The 26,297-nt window shown below is 61.9% G+C and carries 30 protein-coding genes; 18 read left to right on the top strand and 12 right to left on the bottom strand.

Going from position 1 to position 26,297, the window contains the following annotated elements:
- Positions 1-4: 4 nt before the first annotated feature.
- The 3 genes from RAN89_RS16500 to RAN89_RS16490 are packed head-to-tail and all read right to left on the bottom strand — an operon-like array spanning position 5 to position 4,978.
- On the bottom strand, positions 5-3,154 hold the full coding sequence (locus RAN89_RS16500; RefSeq protein ID WP_313867315.1) for an efflux RND transporter permease subunit: 3,150 nt from the start codon (positions 3,152-3,154) through the stop codon (positions 5-7).
- Positions 3,154-4,287, bottom strand: a complete 1,134-nt coding sequence (locus RAN89_RS16495; RefSeq protein WP_313867314.1) for an efflux RND transporter periplasmic adaptor subunit — start codon at positions 4,285-4,287, stop codon at positions 3,154-3,156. Before RAN89_RS16495 ends, RAN89_RS16500 begins: the two co-directional genes overlap by 1 nt.
- 4 nt (positions 4,288-4,291) lie before the next feature.
- A complete protein-coding gene (locus RAN89_RS16490) occupies positions 4,292-4,978 on the bottom strand; it encodes a TetR/AcrR family transcriptional regulator (RefSeq protein ID WP_313867313.1) in 687 nt (228 codons plus the stop codon).
- A gap of 230 nt (positions 4,979-5,208) precedes the next feature.
- Between RAN89_RS16490 and msrA the strand changes: the two genes are divergently transcribed.
- Positions 5,209-5,751 carry a peptide-methionine (S)-S-oxide reductase MsrA gene (msrA, locus tag RAN89_RS16485; RefSeq protein WP_313867312.1) on the top strand — a complete coding sequence of 181 codons (543 nt, stop codon included), beginning with the start codon at positions 5,209-5,211 and terminating at the stop codon, positions 5,749-5,751.
- An 18-nt stretch (positions 5,752-5,769) separates the two neighbouring features.
- Here the strand turns inward: msrA and RAN89_RS16480 are convergent, their stop codons facing one another.
- From RAN89_RS16480 to RAN89_RS16460, 5 genes are all read right to left on the bottom strand, one after another.
- Positions 5,770-5,967 (bottom strand): hypothetical protein, encoded by a 198-nt coding sequence (locus tag RAN89_RS16480; protein ID WP_313867311.1) that lies wholly within the window; start codon positions 5,965-5,967, stop codon positions 5,770-5,772.
- Between the two features lie 89 nt (positions 5,968-6,056).
- Positions 6,057-6,998, bottom strand: coding sequence for a metal ABC transporter substrate-binding protein (locus RAN89_RS16475; protein ID WP_313867310.1), 942 nt, complete (start codon positions 6,996-6,998; stop codon positions 6,057-6,059).
- A 60-nt stretch (positions 6,999-7,058) separates the two neighbouring features.
- The gene (locus RAN89_RS16470) at positions 7,059-7,949 is read right to left on the bottom strand and encodes a metal ABC transporter permease (protein ID WP_313867309.1); all 891 of its coding nucleotides are present in this window, start codon (positions 7,947-7,949) and stop codon (positions 7,059-7,061) included.
- An 8-nt stretch (positions 7,950-7,957) separates the two neighbouring features.
- On the bottom strand, positions 7,958-8,749 hold the full coding sequence (gene aztA, locus RAN89_RS16465; protein WP_313869427.1) for a zinc ABC transporter ATP-binding protein AztA: 792 nt from the start codon (positions 8,747-8,749) through the stop codon (positions 7,958-7,960).
- Between the two features lie 23 nt (positions 8,750-8,772).
- Positions 8,773-8,922 (bottom strand): hypothetical protein, encoded by a 150-nt coding sequence (locus tag RAN89_RS16460; RefSeq protein WP_313867308.1) that lies wholly within the window; start codon positions 8,920-8,922, stop codon positions 8,773-8,775.
- Between the two features lie 101 nt (positions 8,923-9,023).
- Here RAN89_RS16460 and RAN89_RS16455 point away from each other — a divergent pair, with 101 nt between their 5' ends.
- The 8 genes from RAN89_RS16455 (at position 9,024) to RAN89_RS16420 (ending at position 14,399) form a co-directional block, all read left to right on the top strand.
- Positions 9,024-9,551 carry a Fur family transcriptional regulator gene (locus RAN89_RS16455; protein ID WP_313867307.1) on the top strand — a complete coding sequence of 176 codons (528 nt, stop codon included), beginning with the start codon at positions 9,024-9,026 and terminating at the stop codon, positions 9,549-9,551.
- The gene (locus RAN89_RS16450) at positions 9,548-10,225 is read left to right on the top strand and encodes an ABC transporter ATP-binding protein (protein ID WP_313867306.1); all 678 of its coding nucleotides are present in this window, start codon (positions 9,548-9,550) and stop codon (positions 10,223-10,225) included. Before RAN89_RS16455 ends, RAN89_RS16450 begins: the two co-directional genes overlap by 4 nt.
- A gap of 4 nt (positions 10,226-10,229) precedes the next feature.
- Positions 10,230-11,432 (top strand): ABC transporter permease, encoded by a 1,203-nt coding sequence (locus RAN89_RS16445; protein WP_313867305.1) that lies wholly within the window; start codon positions 10,230-10,232, stop codon positions 11,430-11,432.
- Positions 11,433-11,475: 43 nt separating this feature from the next.
- On the top strand, positions 11,476-11,718 hold the full coding sequence (locus RAN89_RS16440; RefSeq protein WP_087494671.1) for a hypothetical protein: 243 nt from the start codon (positions 11,476-11,478) through the stop codon (positions 11,716-11,718).
- A 75-nt stretch (positions 11,719-11,793) separates the two neighbouring features.
- Positions 11,794-12,327, top strand: coding sequence for a DUF3299 domain-containing protein (locus RAN89_RS16435; RefSeq protein WP_313867304.1), 534 nt, complete (start codon positions 11,794-11,796; stop codon positions 12,325-12,327).
- A gap of 21 nt (positions 12,328-12,348) precedes the next feature.
- Positions 12,349-13,308 carry an AEC family transporter gene (locus RAN89_RS16430; RefSeq protein ID WP_428984463.1) on the top strand — a complete coding sequence of 320 codons (960 nt, stop codon included), beginning with the start codon at positions 12,349-12,351 and terminating at the stop codon, positions 13,306-13,308.
- A gap of 27 nt (positions 13,309-13,335) precedes the next feature.
- Positions 13,336-13,710: a VanZ family protein gene (locus RAN89_RS16425; RefSeq protein ID WP_313867303.1), complete on the top strand. Its 375-nt coding sequence runs from the start codon at positions 13,336-13,338 to the stop codon at positions 13,708-13,710.
- Positions 13,707-14,399 carry a DUF502 domain-containing protein gene (locus RAN89_RS16420; RefSeq protein WP_313867302.1) on the top strand — a complete coding sequence of 231 codons (693 nt, stop codon included), beginning with the start codon at positions 13,707-13,709 and terminating at the stop codon, positions 14,397-14,399. Before RAN89_RS16425 ends, RAN89_RS16420 begins: the two co-directional genes overlap by 4 nt.
- A 27-nt stretch (positions 14,400-14,426) precedes the next feature.
- Here RAN89_RS16420 and pdxH read toward each other — a convergent pair whose 3' ends face one another.
- Complete coding sequence (gene pdxH, locus RAN89_RS16415) at positions 14,427-15,065, bottom strand: pyridoxamine 5'-phosphate oxidase (protein ID WP_313867301.1); 639 nt, start codon at positions 15,063-15,065, stop codon at positions 14,427-14,429.
- A 117-nt stretch (positions 15,066-15,182) separates the two neighbouring features.
- Here pdxH and RAN89_RS16410 point away from each other — a divergent pair, with 117 nt between their 5' ends.
- From RAN89_RS16410 to RAN89_RS16380, 7 genes are all read left to right on the top strand, one after another.
- Complete coding sequence (locus tag RAN89_RS16410) at positions 15,183-15,392, top strand: hypothetical protein (RefSeq protein ID WP_313867300.1); 210 nt, start codon at positions 15,183-15,185, stop codon at positions 15,390-15,392.
- Between the two features lie 123 nt (positions 15,393-15,515).
- Positions 15,516-16,094 (top strand): nucleotidyltransferase family protein, encoded by a 579-nt coding sequence (locus RAN89_RS16405; RefSeq protein WP_313867299.1) that lies wholly within the window; start codon positions 15,516-15,518, stop codon positions 16,092-16,094.
- Between the two features lie 113 nt (positions 16,095-16,207).
- Positions 16,208-18,076, top strand: a complete 1,869-nt coding sequence (edd, locus tag RAN89_RS16400; RefSeq protein ID WP_313867298.1) for a phosphogluconate dehydratase — start codon at positions 16,208-16,210, stop codon at positions 18,074-18,076.
- 35 nt (positions 18,077-18,111) lie between these two features.
- On the top strand, positions 18,112-18,753 hold the full coding sequence (gene eda / locus RAN89_RS16395; RefSeq protein ID WP_087494665.1) for a bifunctional 4-hydroxy-2-oxoglutarate aldolase/2-dehydro-3-deoxy-phosphogluconate aldolase: 642 nt from the start codon (positions 18,112-18,114) through the stop codon (positions 18,751-18,753).
- A gap of 133 nt (positions 18,754-18,886) precedes the next feature.
- Positions 18,887-19,537 (top strand): dihydrofolate reductase family protein, encoded by a 651-nt coding sequence (locus RAN89_RS16390; RefSeq protein ID WP_313867297.1) that lies wholly within the window; start codon positions 18,887-18,889, stop codon positions 19,535-19,537.
- A 30-nt stretch (positions 19,538-19,567) separates the two neighbouring features.
- Complete coding sequence (locus tag RAN89_RS16385; RefSeq protein ID WP_313867296.1) at positions 19,568-20,047, top strand: VOC family protein; 480 nt, start codon at positions 19,568-19,570, stop codon at positions 20,045-20,047.
- A gap of 11 nt (positions 20,048-20,058) precedes the next feature.
- Positions 20,059-20,493, top strand: coding sequence for an SRPBCC domain-containing protein (locus tag RAN89_RS16380; RefSeq protein WP_313867295.1), 435 nt, complete (start codon positions 20,059-20,061; stop codon positions 20,491-20,493).
- Here the strand turns inward: RAN89_RS16380 and gloA are convergent.
- Complete coding sequence (gene gloA / locus RAN89_RS16375) at positions 20,490-20,903, bottom strand: lactoylglutathione lyase (RefSeq protein WP_313867294.1); 414 nt, start codon at positions 20,901-20,903, stop codon at positions 20,490-20,492. The genes RAN89_RS16380 and gloA overlap by 4 nt on opposite strands.
- 75 nt (positions 20,904-20,978) lie before the next feature.
- On the opposite strand from gloA, the gene RAN89_RS16370 reads away from it, so the two are divergent.
- Complete coding sequence (locus RAN89_RS16370; RefSeq protein WP_313867293.1) at positions 20,979-21,359, top strand: cupin domain-containing protein; 381 nt, start codon at positions 20,979-20,981, stop codon at positions 21,357-21,359.
- On the opposite strand, the gene RAN89_RS16365 is transcribed toward RAN89_RS16370, so the two are convergent.
- Entirely contained in the window at positions 21,356-22,057 is a 702-nt protein-coding gene (locus RAN89_RS16365; RefSeq protein ID WP_313869425.1) for a Rossmann-fold NAD(P)-binding domain-containing protein, read from the bottom strand. The genes RAN89_RS16370 and RAN89_RS16365 overlap by 4 nt on opposite strands.
- Positions 21,948-23,726, bottom strand: coding sequence for a DEAD/DEAH box helicase (locus RAN89_RS16360; RefSeq protein ID WP_313867292.1), 1,779 nt, complete (start codon positions 23,724-23,726; stop codon positions 21,948-21,950). Before RAN89_RS16360 ends, RAN89_RS16365 begins: the two co-directional genes overlap by 110 nt.
- A gap of 287 nt (positions 23,727-24,013) precedes the next feature.
- On the opposite strand from RAN89_RS16360, the gene RAN89_RS16355 reads away from it, so the two are divergent.
- Positions 24,014-26,239: a DUF1631 family protein gene (locus tag RAN89_RS16355; RefSeq protein WP_313867291.1), complete on the top strand. Its 2,226-nt coding sequence runs from the start codon at positions 24,014-24,016 to the stop codon at positions 26,237-26,239.
- The last annotated feature ends 58 nt before the right edge of the window (positions 26,240-26,297 follow it).

Raw genomic sequence — 26,297 nt, 5'->3', positions numbered from 1 at the left:
AATTTTACCGGCCGGGGGCTGGTGCGCCGGACCACAGGCGTCGGGCCCATTGCGCCAGATCATCCATGTAGCAGTACACCACCGGAACGACGACCAGCGTGAGCAGGGAAGAGGTAATGACACCGCCTATCACCGCCTGCCCCATGGGTGCTCGCATCTCAGAGCCCTCGCTCAGTGCAAAGGCCAGGGGCACCATGCCGAAAATCATGGCCAGCGTGGTCATGAGGATGGGTCGCAGGCGTACCCGGGCAGCCAGCAACAAGGCCTCTGAGCGCTCCATACCATCCTCCCGGGCCCGGATGGCAAAGTCCACCAGCAGAATCGCGTTCTTAGTGACCAGGCCCATCAGCATCACCACCCCGATGATCGAGAACATGGAGAGCGTGGAGTTGAACATCATCAGCGCCAGCACCACGCCGATCAGTGTGAGCGGCAGAGATGTCATCAAGGCCAGTGGTTGCAGGAAGCTCTTGAACTGGCTGGCCAGAATCATGTAGATGAACACGATGGCCAGCACCAGCGCGGAGATGGCGTAGCCGAAGGCTTCGGCCATGTCTTTGGTGGAGCCGCTGAACTTGTAGCTGTAGCCCGGCGGCAGGCTGATGCTGTCCATCGCGGTCTTGATGTCGGCCGACACCTCACCCGCGGAGCGGCCCGACACGTTGCCGCTGATGGATACCTCGCGGGTAAGGTCGCGGCGGTTGATCTGGTTCGGGCCGGTGGATTCACGCACGTCGGCCACCTGGTTCAGGCGCACGATGCGGGGACTGCCATCGGCATTGCTGCCCACGGTGAAGGGCAGGCGCTGCAGGTCGGATGCGGCGTCACGGGCATCAGGGGCCAGGCGCACATTCACGTCATAGGTCTGGTCGTCCGGCGCGCGCCAGTTGCCCACGGTTTTGCCGGCGATCAGGGTGCGCAGGGCGCTGCCGATCTGCGCCACATTCAGGCCGAGGTCGGAGGCCGCATCCCGGCGTACCTGCACATCCAGGGTCGGCTTGTTGGGCTTCATGCTCGAGTCCAGGTCTACCAAGCCGGGAACATCGCGTACTTTTTCCAGTGCCAGTGTCGTCAATCGTTCCAGCTCGTGGGTGTCAGGCCCCTGGATGGAGAACAGGATCTGCTTTTGCCCGCCTACCGCATCGAGCAGACCCACGTGGGTAACGGTAATGCCTGCCATATTGCGCAGGCGTTGGCGCAGCTTCACCGACATCTGGTCTACGCTCAGGCTGCGGTCCTTGCGGTCCACCAGCCGGATGTAAATGTTGGCGTAGATCTTTCCCTGCGCATTGCCGGTGTTGATGGTGGTCAGCGTGTAACGCACCTCGGGGAATTCGCGGATGATGGCCTCGACCTGGCGGGCGCGTGCCTCTGTCACCTCCAATGACGAACCCACCGGTGTGTTGAAGGTGAGTGAAGTCTCCGAAAAGTCCGATTTGGGCACGAACTCGGTGCCCAGCAAAGGCACCATGAGTATGCTGCCCACAAAGATACCGATCGCCAGCAGCACCGTCGCCAGCTTGTGCAACAAGGCCCAGCGCAGGATGCTTTGGTAGCCCTCAGCCAAGGCCTCGGTGCCACGGTCAAACAGGCCGGTAACGCGGCCTATGGTCTTGTCGTAGAAAGAGACCGGCGCATGTCCTTTGCCGTGGTTTTCGATGCTGGGGTCATGCCAGACGCTGGAGAGCATGGGGTCCAGCGTGAAGCTCACAAACATCGAGATCAGCACGGCCGCCACGATGGTGATGCCGAACTCGTGGAAGAACTTGCCGATGATGCCGCCCATGAAGCCAATGGGCAGGAACACCGCCACGATGGAGAGGGTGGTGGCCAGCACGGCCAGGCCGATTTCCTGGGTGCCGTCCAGCGAAGCATTGAACGCATTTTTGCCCATCTGCACATGGCGCACGATGTTTTCGCGGACCACGATGGCATCGTCAATCAGCAGGCCCACGCACAGCGACAAGGCCATCAGCGTGATCATGTTGATGGTGAAGCCGAAGGCGTTCATGAACAGGAAGGTACCGATAAGCGCAATCGGGAGCGTGAGTCCGGTGATGACGGTGGAGCGCCACGAGTTCAGGAACAGGAACACGATGAGCACCGTAAGCACGGCGCCTTCAATCAGCGTTTGGCGCACGTTGTTGACCGACACCCGTATCTGGCGGGAGCCATCGGTGATCTGCTCCAGCCGCACACCGGGCGGAAGCTGTTTCTTCATCTCATCCAAGGCTTTGATGAGGCCATCCACCACCATGATGGTGTTTTCGTCCTGGGACTTTTGCACGTTCATCAGCAGGGTGCGCTGGCCGTTGTAGAGGGCCAGTGTCTCAGCCTCCTGGGCGCCATCAGCCACGCGGGCGACCTGGTCCAGTCGTACCGGTGTGCCGTTCTTGCGGGCCACGATGATGCTGCCAAAGTCTTCCGGCCGCTGCATGCGGGCCTGCACCTGAATCACACGCTCCTGCTCGTTTGAGTGGATGGTGCCCAGGGGCAGGTCCTGGTTTTCATTGGTGACAGCGGTGACCACCTGGTCCGGCGTGATGCCGAAGGACTCCAGCGCCTGCGGGTTCAGGTAAAGGTTGATCTCGCGCTTGGTACCGCCCACCAGGGTGACTGAGCCTACGCCGCGTACGTTCTCCAGGCGCTTCTTGAAATTCTGCTCTGCCCAGTTGGTCAGTTCTACGGCGGTCAGCGCTTTGCCGCCCTGGCTGGCGTCCGGCAACACGGCCACCGACCAGACGGCGCGTGAAGACGGATCGAAACGCAAGACGCGGGGTTCTTTGACTTCGGTACGCAGCAGGGGTTTGACGGCAGCCACTTTTTCTCGCACGTCGTCTGCCGCTTTGCGGCCGTCGATGTGCAGGCCGAATTCAATCACCACCACGCTCTGGCCTTCGTAACTGCGGGAGGTCAGGGCATTGATGCCGGCGATCGAGTTGACGCCTTCCTCGATTTTTTTGGAGACTTCACTCTCCACAATTTCGGGAGATGCACCGGGGTAGTCGGTGATGACCACCACCACCGGAAAGTCGATATTGGGGAACTGGTCCACCTGCAGACGCTGCAGCGAAAACAGGCCCAATACCACCAGGGCCAGCATGACCATGGTGGCGAACACCGGGTTCTGGAGGCTAACGCGGGTAAACCACATCAGTTGCTACCTGCTGCGTTTTTGATAGCGGTTCCCGCACGCAGGGCGCCCACTGCACCCGCCAACACCTGGGTACCTTCGGGTATGCCCTTGACACTGACCATGGCCACGCCATTTGCCTCACCGCGCTCGCCCAGCTCCACCGTCTGGTGGGCGACTTTGTTGTCCTGCACCCACTGCACATAGGGTTGTGGCTTGTCGGTGCGTATGGCGCTCACCGGCAAGGCCAATGTGCGGCTGCCACCCACGGCCAGTGCGCCTTGGGCGAACAGGCCCTGGCGCAGACCTTCGGGCTTTTCCAGGCTCAAGTACACCAGCACAGAGCGGCTGCCCGCCACCGCGCTGGGGTTGATGCGGGCCACGCGGGCTTGCAGGCGCTGTGCAGAGCCTTCTACCGTCAGTTGCGCAGTTTGTCCGGGTTTAACGCCCAGTGAGTCGGCCGCTGCCAGACTGGCTTCCACCTCGAGGCGGCTCAGGTCCACGATTTCCAGCACGCGCGCATCAATCGCCACGCGTTCGCCGGGTTGGGTCAGGCGCTGTGCGACCTGGCCTGAGATGGGGGCGCGCAGCACGGTGTCCTCCAGTGATTTGGCCGCCACATCCACACCTGCCATCGCAGCACGGTAGGAGGCCTCGGCGGCCGCCAGGCTGGCGCTGGAGGACTCCAGTGCCGTCTGGGAAATAAAGCCCTGGTCCACCAGCTTGCGGTTGTTCTCAAAGCTGCGGCGGGCAATATCCACCTGCGCTTTGGCGGATTCGGCTTGCTGTTGTGCCTGGCGGGTGCGGGCTTGGTATTCCGTGGAGTCCACGCGCGCCAGCACTTGGCCGGCTTTGACCATATCGCCCTCGCGCACGGTCAGCCCTTGCAGTTCGCCCGCGACACGGGCTTTCACAAAGGCTGAGCTCACTGCTTTGATCGGGCCGGAAACTGGCAGGGTGCGGGTGAGTTCCACGGTGTTTGCACGCACCAGATCTGCAGCACCCAGCTCCAGGCTCACCGGTACTTTGAGTGCAGCCTGTTGGCTTTCCAGTACCTCTTTTTTGGCTTTGTTGCTCGCGACGAGCCGTAGGCCTACACCGGCGACGATGGCCATGCTGACGGCCACGGTGGTCCATTTGATCCAGGGTTTCATAGTGTCAGGAGGCGTTGGGTGCGGCAGGTGTGCGTACTGTCAGCCCCAGCAGCAGGTTGTCGATATGGGTGTTCAGGTAAGCAATGGGGTCCAGTTCCCCATTGCCCGCCACGCAGGGGCCGAGGGAGTGGCGCCACAGGGCCAGAAACATCATGGGGGCGAGCAACAAGTAAACGCCGTATTCCACATTCAGCTGCCGGAACTCTCCGGAATCCACGCCCCGCTGCAAGACGCGGCGGATCAGGTCATTTCCGGGTTTGACGACTTCCTCTTGGTAAAAAGCAGCAAGTTCTGGAAAATTGCCCGCTTCACTCATCATCAGCTTGGAAATGCCGGATGCTTTGGTAGAGCCCACGCGTTCCCACCAGGCAGTCATGCAGTAGCGCAGTAGGTCGGCGCTGTTGCCTTCAAAGGTTTCCAACTCGGCGCTCCATTCGGAGAAGCGGCCCGAAATGTTTTCGCGTACGACTGCTTTGAACAGCTCTTCCTTGCTGGAGAAATACAAAAACAAGGTGCCCTTGGACACGCCGGCCAACTTGGCGACCTCTTCGGCGCGGGTGGCGGCAAAGCCTTTTTCCACAAACAGTTCCAGTGCGGCTGCCAGCAACTCACCCGGGCGTGCGTCTTTGCGCCGCTCGCGCTTGGCGCGCGCGCTAGAGGCAATGTCACAAAGGGTGGGGAGGGTTGGCATAAATTACTGACTGGCTGGTTATTAATGTACCGGTGCCGCCCCTGAGTGTCAATCCAAGTGGTTTCCCGCGCAGGGATGTTTGTGCAAAGTTGTGCAAACCGTCTGTGCATTGCCCTTGCCGCACCAAGAAATCGGGCTCCTCCGTAAGATTCAGGGCGTTCAACCGACTGAGCGTGTGCCCGGGCATCGTGCCACGGCGCTATGAACCCCATTCTTTTCAGGAGTCCCCCATGAGCACCACACACCAAACCATCACCCTGGGAGGCGGTTGCTTCTGGTGCACTGAGGCTGTGTTTGTCGAGGTGATGGGGGTGGTCGATGTCGAATCCGGGTACAGCAATGGTCACTTGCACCAGCCCAGCTACGAAGCGGTGTGCACCGGGACGACCGGCCACAATGAAGTGGTGAAGCTGGTGTACGACCCGGCGGTGGTGAGCACCCGCGAGCTGCTGGAAATCTTTTTCGTCATTCACGACCCGACTACCCTGAACCGTCAGGGCAATGACACCGGCACCCAGTACCGCAGTGGCATTTACTTCTCCACCCCGGAGCAGGAGGCCGTGGCCCGCGCCATCATCGCTGAGCTGACCGCCAGCGGGCACTACGGTCGACCTATCGTGACCGAAGTCCTTGCGGTTCAAAACTACTGGCCCGCCGAGGCCTATCACCAGGACTTTTTTGCCCGCAATCCGACGCAGGGCTACTGCATGGCGGTGGCGGCGCCCAAGGTGGCGAAGTTCCGTAAAACGTTCGCGCGCTTGCAAAAAGCCTAAGCGTTTGCTGGTGGAGCCTTAGCGGTTATTGCGGATGGGGGAATCGTTGGCGATGCCCCAGTCCAGCTTGGGCTTCTGGGGAACCGTCAGCGGTTGGCTTTCTTTGACACTGTCGGCGTACCAAAGCAACAGCCATACCAAGCCGGCCAGCGCACATGCACCAGCCGCGAGCTTGAGGGCGGTGAGCCAGAAATTCGATTCCTTGTTGTTTGCCATGGTGCCTGGGGCTACATTTTTGCGATAAGTCGGGGCGCCGCCCGCGAAATATGCGCAGGCAGCTCCTGAATGTATAGCAAAAACGGGCATCAGTTCAACTTCATCCCAGCCACCAGCTGCGTCACGTTGTGGCGCATCATTTGCAGGTAGGTGGCACCGGGCTGGTCGGCAGTGGACAGTGCGTCGGCATACAGGCTGGCGCCCAGGGTGGCACCGGCGTCTTTGCTGAGCTGGGCGACCAGCTTGGGGTTGCTCATGTTTTCCACAAACACCGCGCGGATTTTTTCGCGCTGGATTTGCTTGATCAGCTGGGCCACTTGTTTGGCGCTGGGCTCGGCTTCGGTGTTCACACCCTGGGGCGCCAGAAATTTCACGCCGTACTGCGCTGCAAAGTAGCCAAATGCGTCGTGCGAGGTAATGACCTTGCGTTTGTCTGCCGGGATGGTGGCGATCTGCGCTTTGGTCCAGCTGTCCAGCGCCTGCAGCTCTTTCACATAGGCCTCTGCGTTGGCCTGGTACGTGGCAGCACCTGCGGCGTCCACCTTGGCCAAGCCGGCGGCAATGTTGCGCACGTATAGCACCACGTTGTTGGGGTTTTGCCAGGCGTGCGGGTCGGTCTCTTCATGGGCGTGGCCGGCGTGGCCTTTCTCTTCTTCCATATGTCGTGGCTTCACCCCTTTGGTGGCTGCCACAGTCTCGCCTTTGTAGCCTGCTGACTTGATGAGTTTGGCAGCCCAGGGTTCAAAGCCCAATCCGTTGGTGACGACCAGTTTGGATTCCAACAATGTTTTGGCGTCAGTGGGCTTGGCTTCAAATACATGGGCATCTTCATTGGGGCCGACCAAGGTGGTGACGGCCACCCGGTCGCCACCGACCACGCGCACCAGATCGCCCAGGATACTGAAGCTGGCGGTCACCGGCAGCTTGTCAGCGGCGAAGGCTTGGCTGCCCAGCAAGGTCAGGGCGGTGGCACTGGCCAAAAGAAAACGGCGGGGCAGGGCGGAGAGCGAGAGGGTGTCGAATGCAGTCATGGTGGTATGCAGGTTGGGTTGTGGAGTCGAAATAGAAAAGAAATGCGGATGGGGCGTGGCTCAGGCTACGCGGTGGGACCGCATCCAGCGGCGGGGTAGCCAGCCGCCGGGCGCAAGCAACAAAGAGGCGGCATAGAGCGCCCCTGCGCAGCCGATGATGGTGGGGCCCGAGGGCGTGTCGAAGTGGTAGGACAGCAGCAGCCCGCTCACGCCGGCTAGCGCCGCTTGCACGCTGGCGTTGAGCAGTTGCGCGGGCAGTGTGTCGTGCCACAGGCGGGCACTCACGGCGGGTAGCATCATCAGCCCCACAGCCATGAGCGTGCCCAGGGTCTGAAAGCCGGCCACCAGGTTGAGCACCACCAGCATCAAAAAGCCCTGCTGCCACACCCAGGGCGGTACGCCGCTGCGGTGGGCGCTCAGGAACACCGGGTCAAACGTCTCCAGCACCAGCCCGCGGTACATGAGCGCCAGCGCCAAGACACTGAAGGTAGCCACGCCGGCCACCAACAGCAGGCCATTGCCATCCACGCCCAGTGCGCTGCCGAAAAGGATGTGCAGCAAGTCCAGCTGCGTACCGTGGCCCGCAATCAAGGTCACGCCCAGCGCGAGGGCCACCAGGTAAATGGCGGCCAGGCTGGCGTCTTCTTTCAGGGTCGTGAAGCGGCTCACCGCACCGGCCATGCCCGCCACCAGCAGGCCCGCGACCACGCCGCCCAGCGCCATGGCGGTGAGTGACAAGCCGCTCACCATGAAACCGATGGCCACGCCGGGCAGCACCGCATGGCTGAGCGCGTCGCCCAAGAGGCTCATGCGGCGCAGCGTCAAAAACACGCCCAGGGGCGCAGCACACAGTGACAGCGCCAGCGTGGCCACCAGCGCGCGGCGCATGAAAGCGAATTCGGCAAACGGGGAAATCAAAGCCTCCCACACCGGGCCCAACAGCAAATCCATGGGCATCCTTAAACGGTGGTGGGGGTGGCGGCCAGTCGCCGGGCCAGCAGGGTGTCGAAGTCCAGGCCGTTGACTTCGCCGTCGATGTCGCAGATGGCGGCTGTCTCGTCCCAGGCTTCGGCCATGGCGCGGGCTCGCTGGAGGTTGGCTTCTGTCAGCACCTCGGTCGTGGCACCCCAGGCAATGCACTCGCGCGCCAGCAACAGGGTCTGGGGGAAGTGCTCCCTCACTTGCGCGTCGTCATGCAGCACGGCGACCACGGTGCGGCCCTGGCGGTGCCACTGTTGCACCAGTGTCAGCAGGCCGGCGGTGGTCTTGCTGTCCACCGCGTTGAAGGGTTCGTCCAACAGGATGATGTCGGCGTCCTGCACCAGCAGGCGGGCAAACAGGGCGCGCTGCAACTGCCCGCTGGAGAGCGTGCCCACAGGGCGGGCCTCGAAGCCCTGCAAGCCCACGGCCTCCAGCGCCGCATCCACCCGTGCCAGCATGGCCGGGCTGGCGCTGCCGAGTGCGCCTGTTTGGGCCCAGAGGCCCATGAGCACGCAGTCCCGCACGTCCAGCGGGAAGCTGCGGTCCAGCTCGCTGTGCTGCGGCAGGTAGGCCAGACGCAAACCCGGTGCGCGTTCCATGTGGGCAGGCCGCTCTGGCTTGACCAAGCCGGCCAGGCTTTTGAGCAGGGTGCTTTTGCCTGCGCCGTTGGGGCCGATCACGGCGGTGAGAGAGCCCCGGGCAAAGTGGCCACTCACATGGTGCAGGGCCGGATGGCGGCGGTAGCTCACCGTCAGGTTGTGCAACGCCATGGCTGCGGGTGGGCTTGGCGCGCTCACAGCGGTGCGGCTTCTAGGCTGGCCCACCACACGCCCAGCCAGAGCAGGGCAAGGGCCGGCAGGGTGATCATTACGCGCTGCCATGCGGGCAGGGCCAGGAATCCGGGGCGTTTGTAAAGTTGGCGGGTAGGGCGGGGAACTGTCACAAAGCAATCTCATAATGCAACTAAATTGCGATATAGTCTAACGCAACTTGGTTGCATTTAAATAACTATTGCAACTGAATTGCATTTTCGAGGATGTTCTGATGGCTTCTGTGTACCCACCGGCCCCGCCCGTGCTCAAGGGTGACGACCCGATTGACGCGCTCTTGTCGGCCCACGGCCTGCGCCGTACGGCCGCTGCGCGCCGCGTGTTGGGCTGGCTGTTGGCCCACCCCGACACCAGCTACACCCATGCGCAGTTGCAGGAGTCTTTGGCCGGTGACCACGCCGAGCCGTTGGACCGCGTCACCCTCTACCGCCTGATAGACCGCCTGACGCAGGTAGGCCTGCTGTTGTGCCGGGTGGACAGCCAGCGTGTGCGCCGCTACCAGGCCATGCCGGCCAGCGTGCATGCCACGCCGCACTTTGAGTGCCAGACCTGCCACCGCGACAGCCCCTTGGCCGGTGCCCTGCATGCGGTGGATCTGGAGAAAGCGGCACAAACCGCCATCGAATCCCTGCGGGCACTGGGCTACACCGACATGCACCTCGACTTTGCGGTGAAGGGCGTGTGCGCGGACTGCGCCACGGGTGCTGCATCTGCCAGTGCGAACGCAGGGCCCGCCGCATGATCCATAGCCAAGGCCTGCGCTACCGCTACTCAGGAGGCAGCGAGTTGCGTTTTCCGGATGTGCAAGTGCCCCAGGGCGCGGTGCTCTTGCTCAGCGGCCCTTCGGGCAGCGGCAAATCCACCTGGCTGGCCTTGGTGGCTGCCTTGGTGGCGCCGTCTGCCGGCGCGCTGCAGGTCGCGGGGCAGGAAGTGGCCGCTTTGCGTGGTGCAGCGGCGGACGCCTGGCGCGCGGGCGCCATCGGTTTTTTGCCGCAAAAGTTGCATTTGAGTGAGGCGCTCACCGTGCAACAAAACCTGGCCATGGCGCAATGGGCCGCTGGCAGGGATGAAGATATCGCAAGCATACACACTGCCCTGAATGCGTTGGGAGTTGCAGATCTGGCAGGTCGCTTGCCCGGCCAGCTCTCCGGCGGGCAGGCGCAGCGGGTGGCGCTGGCGCGTGCGGTGCTGCTCAAGCCCCAAGTCCTGCTGGCCGACGAGCCCACCGCCAGCCTGGATGACGAAGCCGCCGCACAAGCCGTGGGCCTGCTGCTCGCTACCGCAGCCCGGCACGGCGCCACGCTGGTGATTGCCACCCACGACGCGCGTGTGGCGGAGCTGATTCCACCCGCCGATGATGGTCAAATCGGCTTCCAGCGCCTGTCGCTTGTGCGCGAACAGCTATCAAAAGCGTAGCATCATGAAAACCTTGTTTTTTGCATGGCGCTACCTGTGGTCCCGTCCACTGGGGGCTGCGCTCAACCTTCTGCTGCTGAGTCTGGGGCTGGCGTCGATTACCTTTTTGTTGCTGGTGGGGGCGCAACTCAGCAAGGCTTTTGACCGTGACTTGGCCGGCATCGACGTGGTGGTGGGCGCCAAGGGGAGCCCCATGCAGCTCATCCTCTCGGGCGTGTTGCACATTGACGTGCCGCCGGGCAACGTGCCGCTTCAGGCGGTGAATGAACTGGCGAAGAACCCGCTGGTGGCGCAGATCATTCCCATCAGCCTGGGCGACAACTTTGCGGGCTACCGCATCGTGGGCACCTCGACGGCCTATGTGGACCACTACGAGGCGCAGCTCGCCCAGGGTGCGCTGTGGACACAGCCCATGCAAGCCGTGCTGGGGTCAGCGGTTGCCAAACGCATGGGCCTGCAGCTGGGCCAGACTTTTGTGGGCTCGCATGGCTTGGGTGCAGGTGGCCACACCCACGGCGAGAACGCCTACACCGTGGTTGGCATCCTGCAGCCCAGTGGCAGCGTGCTGGACCGGCTGATCCTCACCGACACCGCCTCGGTGTGGAAGGTGCACGAGGACTACACCGCGGTGGACGATGACGACCGCAAGGTCATGGAAGAAGAGCGCGAAATCACCATGGCGCTGGTGAAATACAAAACCCCCATGGCCGCCCTGAGCTTCCCGCGTTATGTAAACACCAGCACCGAGATGCAAGCGGCCGCCCCAGCGCTGGAAATCACCCGCTTGCTCAACATTCTGGGTCTGGGCACTGATGTGCTGCGTGCCTTTGCCGGCGTGCTATTGCTCACCGCAGGCCTGAGCGTGTTCATTGCCCTGTGGAGCGCCGTGCGCGAGCGGCGTACCGATCTGGCCCTGCTGCGCATGTTGGGCGCATCCCCCGCCAAAGTGGCCACGCTGCTGCTGTGCGAAGCCCTGTGGCTGGGGCTGCTGGCTGCCGTGCTGGGTGTGTTGCTCGGGCAGGGCTTTGCGCAGGCACTGGCGTTGTTCCTCAGCCTGGACAACTCGTTGTTGATCGGCGGCATGGTCTGGCCCGCCGGGTTGTGGGTGGTGCCCGCGCTGGCGCTTGTCGTGTCGCTTGCCTCTGCTTTGTTACCCACGGTGGCGGCTTACCGGGTGAGCGTGTTGCGCTTGCTGCAGAGTCGCTGATTCATTTTGCTGTGTCTCCCCTTCAACTTCTCCAAGGAAATTTATGAAAAAAAGCCTCCTGGCGCTCATTCTGCTTGCGCAAGCAGCTACGTTTTCTGTAGCAAAAGAAAGTGCGGAAGAAACCAAACAGGACGTGGCTAAGCACCGCGCCATGGCCGCCGCACATGAAGCTGCTGCAAAGTGTCGTGAAGCCGGCAAAGGGGAAGACATCTGCAACAAAGAGCTGCAGGCCGCGTGCAAGGGCATTGCCATTGGCAAGTTCTGCGGTATGAAACACGAGCATTGAGCCGCGGGTTCAACCCCGGGTCTTCTGCGGTTCACAGGGTCGCACTAAACTGTGGCTCTTCTCCGGAGGTTTTGTATGCGCGCTGATATCTGCTCCGCCCGTCGTGGTGTTTTGTTTTTGGCCCTGGTGCTGGGTGCTGCTGGGTTTGCGCCCGCCATGGCCCAACTCAGTTCGCCCATGCCCGGTGTTCCTGCCGGTACCGGCGCCGGCGTACACAGCCCCAATAGCCCCTTCGCCCCTTTGAAAGACCGCGCTGACGTGCTGCCCTGGTCGGTGCTGACGGCCGTCAAAACCAAGACGGAAAAGAACCGCCTGCTGCCCGTGTTTCCGGCCGATGTGCAGGCCCTGAACAAAAAAGTGCAGCGCATTCAGGGCTTCATGATGCCGCTGGAACCCGGTGAAAAGCAAAAGCACTTTCTTATCAGCTCTGTGCCTCTGACCTGCTCGTTTTGTGTGCCCGGCGGCCCCGAGAGCATGGTGGAAGTGAAGACCAAGACCCCTGTGAAATACTCCATGGAAGCTGTGGTGGTCGAAGGCCAGTTTGCGGTGCTCAATGACGACCCCTATGGCCTTTACTACCGCATCACGGATGGGGTCGCCGTCAAATAACTTCCATTTCGCTGTAGCTGCATGCCTTTGGACCACCCGGTCGTATCGTCCCTGTTGCCGGTGGTTCTGCTGATTCTGGTCGGTGTAGTCACCGGCAAGCTCAAGCTCATCCGCCAGGAGGCGGTACGCGATCTTTCCAACCTTGTTTTTCTGGTGCTGACCCAGGCCCTGCTGTTCCGCACCATGAGCAGCGTGCATGTGCAGGACTTGGACTTTGCACCCGTATCGCTGTACTTTGCCGTGGCGGCAAGCTTGTTTACGGTGATGTTGTTGCTGCAAGGTCCCAGCAGCCGGGCTGCGGTGATTGCGCTCTCCGGCACCTTCAGCAACACGGTGATGATCGGCATTCCGCTGGTCGGCTTGGCATATGGTAAAGATGCGCTGGTGCTGCTCTTCACCCTGATTTCCTTGCACGCGCTGGTGCTGCTGACATTTGCCACCGTAGTGCTGGAGTTGCTGAGTGCGCGTGAAGAGAGCGCCCAACACGACGGGCCCGCACGCCACCCGCTCAAGTCGGTAGGCTTGGCGGTGCGCAATGCGGTGGTGCACCCGGTGCCCATGCCCATCATTGCAGGGCTGCTTTATGCCCAGACGGGTTGGGGCTTGCCCGATGTGGTGGACCGGCCCTTGCAACTGTTGGGCAATGCCTTCGGCCCGGTGGCGCTTGTGTTGGTGGGCGTAACGCTGTCTAACGCAGCCATCGGCCGCAATCTGAAGGGCGCCTTGGCCATTTCCGCTGTCAAGACGCTGCTGCATCCCGCCCTGATGGCGCTGGCGGGCTACTTGGCGGGCCTGCGCGGCATGTCGCTCACCGTGTTGGTGGTGGCGGCATCGCTGCCCATTGGTGCCAACGTGTTTTTGTTTTCTCAGCGCTACCAGAAGGCGGAAGACCTGGTCACTGCCAGCGTGGCGGTGTCTACCTTGGTGGCATTGGTCACCGTCACGCTGGTGATGTACCTCTTGCCTTTGTGGCTGGGCTGACTCAGCCCCTATCTGGAGCATTTGAACTTGAAGCTTGGCCGTTTTTTCTGGAAAGTTGCCTTTTGGCTGCTGGTGGCTTTGACCGTGGTGATGTCTTTGGTGCCCGGTGAACAGGTTCCCCAGACCCTGGTGTTTTGGGACAAAGCGCAGCACGCACTTGGTTTTGCAGCCTTGGCCGTTTTCGGTTTGCTGGCCTATCCGATGGCGGTGCCGCGTGTGCTGGTGGGTTTGCTGTTGCTGGGTGTGGCCATTGAGTGCGCGCAGGCGATGACCACCTGGCGCCAAGGGGACTGGATGGATGGGTTGGCTGATGCCACAGGCATCGCTCTGGGTACAGGTGCCATGGCGGTGTGGGCACGCATCCGTGGCCGGACACTTTTGGCAGGAAACTCAGGCACATGAACTTCAAGCTGAAACACCCTTTGCGCACCTTGCTCACGGGGGTGCTGGCGCTACTGCCCTTGGCGGCAACCTTGTTATTGCTATCGTGGCTGTGGAGTTTTCTGGCTGTATGGCTGGGGCCGGGGAGTGCCTTCGGTCAGTTGCTGACCGGCATCGGGCTGGGGCTGACTGAGTCAGAGGTGATCGGCTACCTGCTGGGCTTGATGTTGGTGGTGGCGCTGGTCTATGCCTTCGGCTTGATGGTGGAGCGGGGCCTGGAGCAAGGTGCGGCCCAGCTGCTGGAAGCATTGGTGCAACGCATTCCCGTGGTCCGCACGGTGTACGACGTGGTGCAAAAGCTGGTCGGTCTGCTCAGCCGGAAAGACGGGGAGGAGCTTCAGTCACTGTCGCCTGTATGGCTGTACTTTGGTGGCAAACCGGGCTCTGATGCCGGTGATGCCAGCGCTGCGGCGGGCAAGCAGGGCACAGCTGTGCTCGGCTTTTTGTCGACACCCCAGGCAGTGATGATTGGTGGCATGCCTTATCTTGGGGTACTGGTGCCGACAGCGCCCGTTCCTGTGGGCGGTGGCTTGCTCTATGTGCCGCCGGACTGGGTGGAGCCAGCAGACATCGGCATGGAGGGGGTGACGAGCATCTATGTGTCGATGGGCGTCACTTCCGATCAATACCTGAAGAAATCCGGGCTCTGACGCCCGTATAGCAGGCAGCCCTGTGCGCTAGGGTGCCAAGCGCTCGCGCAGCCACTGACCGTCTTCCCCTGCGCGGTAGCGCAGGCGGTCATGCAGGCGGCTCTTGCGGCCTTGCCAGAATTCCCACTGGTCCGGCTTGAGCCTGTAGCCACCCCAGTGCGGCGGACGGGGCGGTTTCAGCAAAAACTGTGCGGCGTATTTGGCTGCGTTGGAGACCAGCACCGTGCGACCCGGAATCACCTCGCTCTGGGGCGAAGCCCAAGCACCAATGCGCGAATCCAGCGGGCGGCTGTGGAAGTAGGCGTCGCTTTCCTCATCACTCACTTTTTCGACCACGCCTTCAATGCGTACCACGCGCTCCAGCTCCACCCAATGGAACTGCAAAGCCGCATACGGGTTGCCCGCCAGTGCCTGGCCCTTGCGGCTGCCGTAGTTGGTGTACCAGACGATGCCGCGGGCGTCGTACCCTTTGATCAGTACCACGCGGGTGGACGGGCGCAAGTCGCTGCCCACGGTGGCCAGCGTCATGGCATTGGGTTCGGGAATCTCGCCCTGAATGGCTTCCTGAAGCCAGCGATCGAATTGTTGGAGCGGGTCAGCGTGCGAGGCGTGCTCATCGAGTTCGGCACGTTCGTAGCTTTTGCGAAGGTCGGCAATGGATGTCATGCCTGCAGTATAGGAAGAGTGCGCTTCCCGCGGCTTGCGATGGGTCATGCGGCAGCGGGGTGCTTGGGCGGCGACCGCCTACAATCATGGGTTGCTTTTTCAACCGGAGTCTTTTGCATGTCTGCCCAGGAAAATAACGACCAAACCGTCGTCACCGTAGTCGTCGCCGTCATCATCGTGGCCATCCTGGCTTCCGTGATCGGTTTCGCCGTCCACAAGTCCAGCGCCAAGCCTGCTGCTGCGCCAGTGTCGGTGTCTACCCCTGTGGCCGAACCTGCAGATGCTGCCGCTTCGGCACCTGCTGCACCTGCGTCCGCGGCCCAGTAAACAGCTTTTTGCACCGGCACAGCCCGCCTGTGCCGGCCGCATCTCCCGTTCGGGCGTTGGAGCCGGCGTCCTGCCGTTTGCAACCTCTTCGCAAGTGACCTTGCCTTCCGGAGTGCAGCGCCCATGAATATCCCCACGAGTTACCCCCTGGTTTCATCCCTTGAGGCCGCTGCTTTGCCTGTGGTGCTGGTGCTGGCCTCCGGCCGTGGCGAGCGCTTTACAGCATCCGGCGGCAAAGTGCACAAACTGCAAGCAGACCTGGCCGGCACCCCGGTGATGCAGCGCACCCTGAACGCCGTGCGCGCCAGTGGATTGCGCTGGCACCTCGAAGATGCAGGCCACCCCGGAATGGGTGACAGCATTGCTGCCGCCGTGCGCGCCACCCGCGATGCGCCGGGCTGGATGGTGTTGCCCGCCGATTTACCCCTGATTCGCCCTGAAACCCTGGTGGATATCGCCAGAGCTTCGCTGGCCGGCGAGGTACTCATGCCGGTGTTTGAAGGGCAGCGTGGCCACCCGGTGCGCTTTGCCCCTGCGTGTGGCGATGCACTCGCTGCTTTGCAGGGAAATCAGGGTGCAGCGCCCGTAGTGTCTGCGCGAGCAGCTATCAAAATAGTAGTCAACGATCCCGGTTGCATCACCGATATCGACACCCTGGACGACTTGCAACGCGCAGAACGCCTGTTGCAGGCAGCGTCCTGAACCCGCGACACGGCCGTACGGCCGGCCAGTTTGTACCTCACTGGTAACCACGTGCATTCACAAGTGGGGGTTTCCAAGTTACCATCAGATCTGTAATTTAGTTACAGAAACATATGCCAGACACCACCTCTACCCCCGTCGCGTTGCACCCTGTTGTGGAGGCGGTGACCCGCCGTATCGTGGAGCGCAGCGCCGCCACCCGCAGCGCGTATCTGGCCCAAGTCGCGCAGATGGCTGACCGCAAGCCCGGCGCCGACCGCATGGGTTGTGCCAACGTGGCTCACGCCTTTGCCGCGATGCCCGAGGCCGACAAGACCCGCGTCACCGGACTGGACAAGCTCAGAATAGTGGCCGAGAAGGGCCCGAACATCGGCATCGTCAACGCCTATAACGACCTGCTTTCCGCCCACGCGCCCTTGCAGCATTACCCTGATCTGGTCAAGGTAGAGGCCCGCAAACACGGCGCAACAGCCCAGGTGGCGGGTGGCGTACCTGCCATGTGCGACGGCGTGACCCAAGGTACCGCCGGCATGGAGCTGAGCCTGTTCAGCCGCGACGCCATCGCCATGGCCACTGCCGTGTCTTTGAGCCACGATGTGTTTGATGCCGCCCTGATGCTGGGCGTGTGCGACAAGATCGTGCCCGGCTTGTTGATCGGCGCACTGCACTTCGGCCACCTGCCCACTGTATTCGTGCCCGCCGGCCCCATGACTTCGGGCCTGCCCAACAACGAAAAGGCCAAGGTGCGCGAAAAAGCCGCCCAAGGCTTGGTCGGCCGCCCTGAACTGCTGGCCGCCGAAAGCGCTGCGTACCATGGCGAGGGCACTTGCACTTTTTACGGCACCGCCAACAGCAACCAGATGCTGCTCGAAGCCATGGGCCTGCATGTGCCCGGCACCGCCTTCATCAACCCCGGCGACGGCGTGCGCCAGGAATTGACCCGTGAAGCGGTACGCACCGTGCTGGGCATTATCAAGGCCAAGCGTTTTGCGCCCATCGGCGAGGTGGTGGACGAGCGCTGCATCGTGAACGCAATGGTGGCGCTGCTGGCCACCGGTGGCTCCACCAACCATTTGATCCACTGGGTGGCCGTGGCCCGCGCGGCCGGCATCGTGATCGACTGGAATGACTTTTCGTCCCTGTCGGATGTGGTGCCTTTGCTGACCCGCGTGTACCCCAACGGCAGCGCCGACGTGAACCAGTTCCAGGCGGCAGGCGGCCCCGGTTACGTCATCCGCGAGCTGCTGGATGCCGGTTTCATGCACGCTGATGTGTTGACCGTGCGCAGCGGTGGCCTGCGTGAATACACCGCCATTCCGTCCGCCAAAGCCGATGGCAGCTTGCAGTGGGCCGATGCAGGTGCCAGCAAGGACGAGACCGTGGTGCGCCCAGCCAGCAGCCCGTTCAGCGCCAGCGGTGGCCTCAAGTTGCTCAAGGGCAACCTGGGCCGCAGCGTGATCAAGGTGTCTGCGGTGCCGGAAGACCGCCACATCATCGAAGCCCCTTGCCGCGTGTTCGACTCGCAAGAGGCTTTGCACAAGGCCTTTAGCGCAGATGAGCTCAACCGCGATGTGGTCTGCGTGGTGCGTTGGCAAGGCCCGCAGGCCAACGGTATGCCTGAGCTGCACAAGCTCACTCCGCCCCTGGCCGTGTTGCAAGGCAAAGGCTACCGCGTGGCACTCGTCACTGATGGCCGCATGAGCGGTGCATCCGGCAAAGTGCCTGCCGCCATCCACGTGTCGCCTGAAGCGGCTGCCGGTGGCCCCTTGGCCAAGGTGCGCGATGGCGACATCATCCGCCTGGACGCGACTGCTGAGACCCTGGAGGTGCTAGTGAGCGCTGCCGAGTGGGATGCGCGTCCGCTGGCGACCATGCCCCAGGAACTGCGAGTGTCCAATGGCATAGGCATGGGCCGCGAACTATTTGCCAACTTCCGCCGCAATGCACTGGCCGCCGAAGAAGGCGCCTGCACCTGGTTCTGAACCTACCCCCCATAAAGTCGATCTGGAACATTTCAATGTCTAACGCTCCCGCCTTTACCGCCCTGCAAGTGATGCAGGACGCGCCCGTCATTCCCGTGATCGTGTTGAACGACGTGGCCCACGCCGTGCCCATGGCCCGCGCCCTGGTGGCCGGCGGCGTGCGCATGCTGGAAGTGACCCTGCGTACCCCCCAAGCCCTGGCCTGCATGGAAGCCATTGCCCGTGACGTGCCCGAAGCTGTGGTTGGCGCCGGCACCGTGCGCAGCAAGGCCGATGCGCAAGCCGCCGCCAATGCCGGTGCCCGTTTTGCAGTGAGTCCCGGTTACACCAGCGCTGTGGGCCAGGCCTGCCGCGACTTGGGCCTGTCCTTGTTGCCCGGTGTAGCCACCGGCAGCGAAATCATGATGGCGCAGGAAGACGGCTTCACCCAGCTCAAGTTCTTCCCCGCCATGCAAGCCGGCGGCCCCGCCATGCTCAAGGCCTGGAGCGGCCCTTTCTTCGACGTGAAGTTCTGCCCCACCGGCGGCGTGACCCTGCAAAACGCGCCCGAGTTCCTGGCCCTGCCCAACGTGGTGTGCGTAGGCGGCTCGTGGATCGTGCCTGCCGATGCGATGGCAAAGGGCGAGTGGGACAAGATCACCCAGCTGGCCAAAGACACGCAGGCACTGCGCAAGTAAGCTGTATTGGTGGATAAGAACGAAAGAGGGCTGCGGCCCTCTTTTTTATTGCGCGAGAAGCTATGAAATTGATAGCTACTGATGCGTGCGCCTTATCTAAGGCACACTGTTGATTGCAACTTAGGGAGACACCATGTCCAGACTTCGCGTAGAAAGCTTCACCATATCGCTGGACGGCTATGGTGCCGGCCCTGACCAAGACTTGGCCCATCCGCTTGGTGTGGGCGGCACGGCGTTGCATGGTTGGGCGATGTCCACACGTACGTTTCAAACCAAACTTTTTGGCAATGCGCAAGGCGGTGTAACAGGCATTGACGACGACTTCGCCCAGCGCGGTTTCCGCAACATGGGTGCCTGGATTTTGGGGCGCAATATGTTCGGTCCGGTGCGCGGGCCCTGGCCGGACGAGAGTTGGCGCGGCTGGTGGGGGGAGAACCCGGTGTACCACGTGCCGGTGTTTGTGCTGACCCACCATGCGCGCCCGCCGTTGGTCATGGAGGGTGGTACCACCTTCCATTTCGTGACCGAAGGTCCTTTGGTCGCGCTGGAGCGCGCCCGAGCGGCGGCCGGGGGCAAGGATGTTCGGCTGGGCGGCGGCGTGAACACCATCCAGCAGTACTTGCGATTGCGGCTCATCGACGAAATGCACATCGCCATCTCGCCGGTGTTGCTGGGCGCGGGGGAGCGCCTGTTTGAAGGCATCAACCTGCCGGCATTGGGTTACATCTGCACCCGGCACGAGAGTACACCTCTGGCCACGCACATCGTGTTGACTCGGCGGTAATCACGAAAACGCAAACCCAAGGAGAAGCGTATGACCCCCAAGAACACGATGTGTATCTGGTACGACGACGGCGCTCTGGAGGCTGCCGAGTTCTATGCAAAGACCTTCCCCAATAGCGCTGTGGGCGCTGTGCATCTGGCGCCGGGCGACTACCCCATGGGCAAGGCGGGCAATGTACTGACGGTGGAGTTCACCGTGATGGGCATTCCGTGCCTGGGGCTCAATGGTGGGCCGATGTTCAAGCACACCGAGGCGTTTTCGTTTCAGGTGGCGACGGACGACCAGGAAGAGACGGACCGTTTGTGGAACGCGATCGTGGACAACGGTGGCCAGGCAAGCCAGTGCGGCTGGTGCAAGGACAAATGGGGCCTGTCGTGGCAGATCACACCGCGTGCGCTGACGGAAGCGATGGCATCCCCGGATCGCGCTGCAGCCAAGCGCGTGTTTGACGCCATGATGGAAATGGGAAAAATCGACATCGCCAAAATTGAAGCCGCCCGCCGCGGATAAAAGGACATTGCATGGAAACCATCGAACAACGCTCGGACATCCGGAGTTTCTTCATCGCCGCCACTCCTGGGCAGGTGTTCGGCGCCATGAGCGACCCTGATCGGGTGGCACGTTGGTGGGGGCCGGATGGCTTCAGCAGCACGATGTACACGTTTGATTTCCAGTCCGGGGGCAGCTGGGTGCTGACCATGCATGCGCCGGACGGGACGGATTATCCGAATGAGAGCCGGTTTACCAGGATCGTGCCGGATGCTTTGTGGGAGATAGAGCACTTGAACGGCCACCATTTCACATTGACGCTGGAGCTCAATCCCTCAGGTGAAGGTACCGAAGTGTGTTGGCGGCAGACCTTTGACACCGTGGAGCATTACCAGGCTCTGGCCACCTTTGTGGCTGCGGCCAACCAGCAAAATCTGGAGCGATTGGCCGTCGAGGTACTGCGTTAACGCAGGCCTACACCTGCTTCTTTCGGTGCCTTCTGGATCAGTTCGATCTTGTAGCCGTCCGGATCGGTCACAAACGCGATCACGGTACTGCCGCCTTTGACGGGGCCAGCCTCGCGGGTCACGTTGCCGCCGGCGGCTTTGATTTTTTCGACGGCGGCGTAGGCATCCGGCACGCCCAGGGCGATGTGCCCGTAGGCGGTGCCCAGTTCGTAGCTTTCCACTCCCCAGTTGTAGGTGAGCTCGATCTCGGCCTGACCGGGGTTGCCTCCATCAAATCCGAGGAAGGCGAGGCTGTATTTGTATTCCGGGTTTTCCGAGGTGCGCAGCAATTGCATGCCTAGTACTTGGGTGTAGAAATCGATGGAGCGTTGAAGGTTGCCAACGCGCAGCATGGTGTGGAGGAATTGCATGCGGCAAATTGTGCATCAGGGCCTTTGCCCTGTCTGTGCATGGTGAATAATCCGGCCAAGTTTCAAAGGCCCACCATGAGCACGTTCACCCAAGTCATTCTGTACACCGACACCGACGGCTTCGCCAAGTTCCGCGAGGAGACGATTCCTTTGAATGAGGGCAATCCGCAGTCCATGCTCTCGGAGGTGTTTACGTCGGGCGGCTACCAGTTGCGTACCAGCCCGGTGGGCTTTCGCAGCCAGTTCCATTGCTCGGGGCACACCCAGTGGTGCTTTATCTTGCAAGGTCAGATGGAGATCGGGGTGCACGGCAGTTCGCGCGTGTTCGGGCCCGGCCAGCACTTTTATTCGGCAGATTTGCTGCCCGAGGGCGCCACGTTTGACCCTGCCGTCCACGGCCACTGGAGCCGCCAAGTAGGTGACCAGCCTTTGGTCACCCTGTTTGTGCGGGGCTAAGCCGCAGCGGCGCGGGCTGCCGCGCCCTGCAAGGCACCCGACAAAATGCGCTGCACGCCGGGCTTGCCCGCTTTGACAGCTTGCACCAAGCCAGCGGCCACGTCTTCGGCTTGCACGGGCAGGTAGTTGGCAGGAATGAGTGGCTTGAGCAGTTTGCTGACCACCAGGCCGATACGTTCGCCGGATCGCTCGGGTTGGTTTAGCGGGCCGCGATCACCCACCAAGAGGGAAGGGCGAACGATGCTGACACTGGTGTAGCCCAACTGAGCAATCGCATCTTCGACGTCGCCTTTGACGCGGTTGTAGAAAACGCCAGACTTGGCATCCGCGCCCATGGCGCTGACTACTCCTAATTTAGTAGCGCCTTGCGCGCGTCCCATCTGCGCTACAGCCATAACGGCGTCATAGTCCACCGCGCGGAACGCAGCCTGGCTGCCGGCCACCTTGATGGTCGTGCCCAGACAAATAAAAACATCGTCGATGTGCGACAGCTCCGGGAGCGCCGCAAAGTCGACGATGTGTTGGGTCAGCTTCGTGTGGGTCAAGGGCAGCGTGCGCCGCCCCAGACTGTGTACCGCGCTGGTGTAGTTATCGGCTAGAAGAGCCGCCAGGACCGCGCGGCCCACGAGGCCCGTTGCCCCCGCGACCACCGCCACCCGGGCGTCCAGCGCCGCCGAAGCCGCCTCCGCCACCACCATATCCGCCGCCATTTCCACCTCCGCTGCGGCCACCGCCGCCAAAGCCACCGCCACCACCGCGGCGGGCGCCACGGCCAGCCATCATATCGACGCTGGTGCGCATGGGGTCAGGTTGTGCGGTGGATGGACGCGGAGCGCGACCTTCGTGGGTGAAGCCTGCAGGTGGCTGGAATTCGGCGCTGCCGCCTTCACGGCGCGGACCACGGCCTTGTGCGGGACGTGGGCCTTGCGAACGGGGGGGCTGGAATTCGCCGCCGCGATCAGGGCCTCGGCCACCGCCGCTATTGCCACCACCATGGCCACGGGGGCCTTGGCCACCACGACCGCCGCCGTTACCGCCACCACCAGCGCCGGCATTCCCACTGCGACCACCGCCTTGGCCGGCTTTGTTGTCGCGCACGCGTTGCAGCATTTCGGTGCGGGCGGCCTTGGCGGCAGCCTGCATGACGTCACGGCTTGGAGGCTTGCCTGCGCCACCCCAGATGGTCTGACGGCCCATGGCGATGGGTTCTGCCTTCTCACCCGGCTCGGGGCCGAAGCCGTCGACCACCTTGACTTCAATCTTTTGTTTGGTGAAGCGCTCGATGTCCTGCATGAAGCCTTCTTCGTCCAGGCAAACCAGGTTCACAGCGGCGCCGTCGGCACCGGCACGGCCAGTACGGCCGATGCGGTGCACATAGTCTTCGCTCACGTTCGGGATTTCATAGTTCACCACGTGCGGCAGATCGTCAATGTCGATGCCGCGAGCAGCAATGTCGGTGGCTACCAAGGCGCGCACATCGCCGCTCTTGAAGCCAGACAGGGCCTGGGTACGGGCAGCCTGGCTCTTGTTGCCGTGCAGCGCCATGGCAGTAATGCCGTTCTTTTCCAGAAACTCGGCCACGTTGTTGGCGCCGAACTTGGTGCGGGTGAACACCAGCACCTGGCTCCAGTTTTGCTCGTTGATGATGTGGGCGAGCAATGCCTTTTTCTTGCCGCGGCCCACGGGGTGGATCACCTGGGTGATGCGCTGCACCGTGGTGTTGCGCGGAGTCACTTGCACGCTTTGCGGGTTCTTGAGCAGTCCGTTGGCCAGCTCACGGATTTCGTCGCTGAAGGTCGCAGAGAACAGCAGGCTTTGCTTTTCTTTGGGCACCAGGGCCAACACCTTTTTCACGTCATGGATGAAGCCCATGTCCAACATGCGGTCGGCTTCGTCCAGCACCAGCATTTGCACCTGGCCCAGGTCCAGCATGCCTTGTTGGGCCAAATCCAGCAGACGGCCAGGAGTGGCCACCAGAATGTCCACGCCCTTTTTTACTTTGGAAATTTGCGGGTTCATGCCCACTCCGCCGAAAACTACCGTGGAGCTGAGTTGGAGGTATTTGCCGTACTGGCGCACGGACTCTTCAACTTGGGCGGCGAGTTCGCGGGTGGGGGTCAGCACCAGGGCGCGGATGCCGGTGCCGCCGAATTTGTTCTGCGCGCTGCGGCTCATGGAGAGGCGGTGCAGCAGGGGCAAGGTGAATGCAGCGGTCTTGCCGGTACCTGTCTGGGCGCCGCCCAGCAGGTCGTGGCCTTCGAGTACCAATGGAATGGCTTGCGCCTGGATGGCGGTGGGCGTCTCGTAACCCTGCTCGCGCACGGCCTTCACAATGGCAGGTGCCAGCTTCAATTCTTCAAAGTTCATGGATAAATGCGTCCGTCCTGGACGCTTGGGAATCGGCCGTTCTGCTGGCACGCGGCACAGCAGTCAGTCAAAGGCAGATGGATTCAAAAGTGGGATGCCCTGTCACGTAGCGATCCCCAGCAAGGTGCTGGTATTGCAGGCAACTGAAAAGCTGCAATGGACCGTATTGTCGCACGCTTGGCCGAATGTCCGGAAAACGACACAAAGTGCCAGTCGCGTTTACTGACGGGTAACAAACTGTCAATACACTGGTGCGGTTCGCTTTCGGCGATGAAAATAAGCCCACGATGAAGAAATACCTGTTGCGGCGCCTCGGAGTGGCTCATGAGCCCGGCGACGTCAAACCATCCCTGTCCAATTGCATAGAGGCCGTGCTGGAGCAAAGCGATGCCTTGTTGGAGGATGTGCTGTATGGACTCCAAGGCATGTTGGCGGTGGCCGGTGGCAACACCTTGCACGCCCGTTTGCACCCGGTTCGTCAAGCGGCGGTGGACCGGCTGAACGCCCAGTCCGCCGAAGCCAAGGCGGTGTTCCGGGTAGAGCTGCGTAGCGCCGTGTACGGTGGAGGCTCGTTCCGCAAGCCCCAGATCAGCCAAGTCCGTTTCGATGACTTTCAGTTTTTGGAAGAAGAACAAATTGACGCCAACATCGAACTGGCAGTCACGGAGCAAGAGGTAAATCGCTCGGTGGAGGCCGTACTGCCGGCGCTCAATGCATTGGTGAGCAGTCTGATGGGCTGGGCCAGCGTGCAGGCGCATCTGAATCCGCTGAAGCCGGAGGCTTTTGTGCATGCCCTGAGGGAGGCATTCGGACAGGTCTTGCCGGATGATGAAACGCGATCGGCTGTTATGGCCCCGGCCGCGGGCATCTTGGGCTCGGCGCTGAACACCATGTACAGGGAGCTGGTGGAGTGGCTCAAATCCCACGGGGTGGAGCCCGTTGCCGCTTACGCACCCACATCCAATCCCTTCGGGGCTCCGGTCAAGCCTGTCGAGACGGCAGTGACCCGTAGCCTGTTGACACTGGATAAGCTCCGTCGCTTGCTCTCTGGAGAGTTGGACCCTCGCCCCATGGTGGCTGGCAACGCAGATTTCACCCATACAGTGCCTGCCTCGTTTGTAGCACTGGAAGACTTGAAGCTGGTGGAGCCCATGCTCAAGCGCTTGTCGCAACGTGCAAATCGTGTGGATTCTGACAGTGGCAAGACAGTCGCCAGCACGCCCCGGGGCAAAGGTGACACGCTGCAAGGCAAGGCACTTGGCAAAGAGTTGGGCCAGGAAGTGGTCCGACTCATGTTGGAAAGTCTGATGCAGGACCGGCGTTTGCTCGAAGGCGTGCGGCAATCCGTGATGAAGCTGGAACCGGTATTGCAGCGCCTCTCCGCCCATGACCCCCGGTTTTTTGCAGATCGCAAACACCCTGCACGCATGTTTCTGGATCGCATGACCCATCGCAGTCTGGCGTTTCAATCAGATAGCGATGTAGGTTACTTCCATTTTCAGAAGACGCTCGACAACGCCATTAGCGTATTGGCAGGCGGCGAAGGCGACGCAAAGGCCTTTGAACGCCTGGTTCGTAAATTGGAAGAGGGTTGGGCCCAAGAGGATCAGCAACAGAAGCAGAGGGCTGCAGAGGCGGCCAGGGGACTTATGCATGCCGAGCAGCGCAACATGCTGGCCCAGCGTTTGGCACAGGAGTTTGCGCAGCGGATGACATTCAAGAACGCGCCGGACATTGTGCTGGCATTCTTGCGGGGGCCGTGGGCGCAAGTGGTTGCGGAATACCAATTGAAGTTTGCGGATGGCTCCGAGGATGCGGAAGGGTACATGGCACTGGTGGACGACCTGATCTGGAGCGTGCAGCCCCGGCTGGTGCGCAAGAACAGGCAAAGATTGGTGGATTTGGTTCCGCAGATGCTGCTGAAGATCCGTCACGGACTGGCGCTGGTGGACTACCCCGAGGACCGGATCCCGCCTTTTTTCGATGCACTGGTCGACATTCATGAACAAGCCTTCGACAACGCCAAATACGTGGCGCAACGTGATGCGCCGGCCGCCCCACCAGAGGTCATTGAGGCTGCAGGCGATTTGACGGACGACGAGCTCTGGATGGCGGAAATGGAGGCCCAGGACTCAGGCTTCCTCAACTATATGCAGATGCCCAAGGCGGTGACAGCCGATGTCCCTGAAGTGTCGGACCCGGCGCTCCAAAATGCATGGAGTGCTGAAAATCTGCGCACAGGCTCATGGGTGGATCTGGCGTTGGGCGGCGAGTGGGTGCGGGCACAGTTGTCGTGGGCCAGTCCCCATCGGACCTTGTTTATGTTTCTGTCCGTCGGGGGCATGGCGCACTCCATGTCACGAAGGACCATGGACAGGCTGCGTGGATTGGGGCTCATTCGCCTTATTTCGGATGGCCATGTGATGGATAACGCGCTGGACGCTGTGGCTCGGGAAGCATTGCGCAATGATGTAAAAAACGCTTTCAACGGTCCTTCATCAACCCAGCAATGAGGCAGCTCGGGCCGGGCAGTCGATAATATGGGTTTACCGCTGAATAACCAGAATCGCA

It is taken from the genome of Rhodoferax mekongensis (assembly GCF_032191775.1).
In the GTDB taxonomy this organism is placed as follows: Bacteria; Pseudomonadota; Gammaproteobacteria; order Burkholderiales; family Burkholderiaceae_C; genus Allorhodoferax; species Allorhodoferax mekongensis.
Note: the sequence above shows the minus strand (reverse complement) of the source record. Positions and strands in the feature narration are given on the sequence as shown.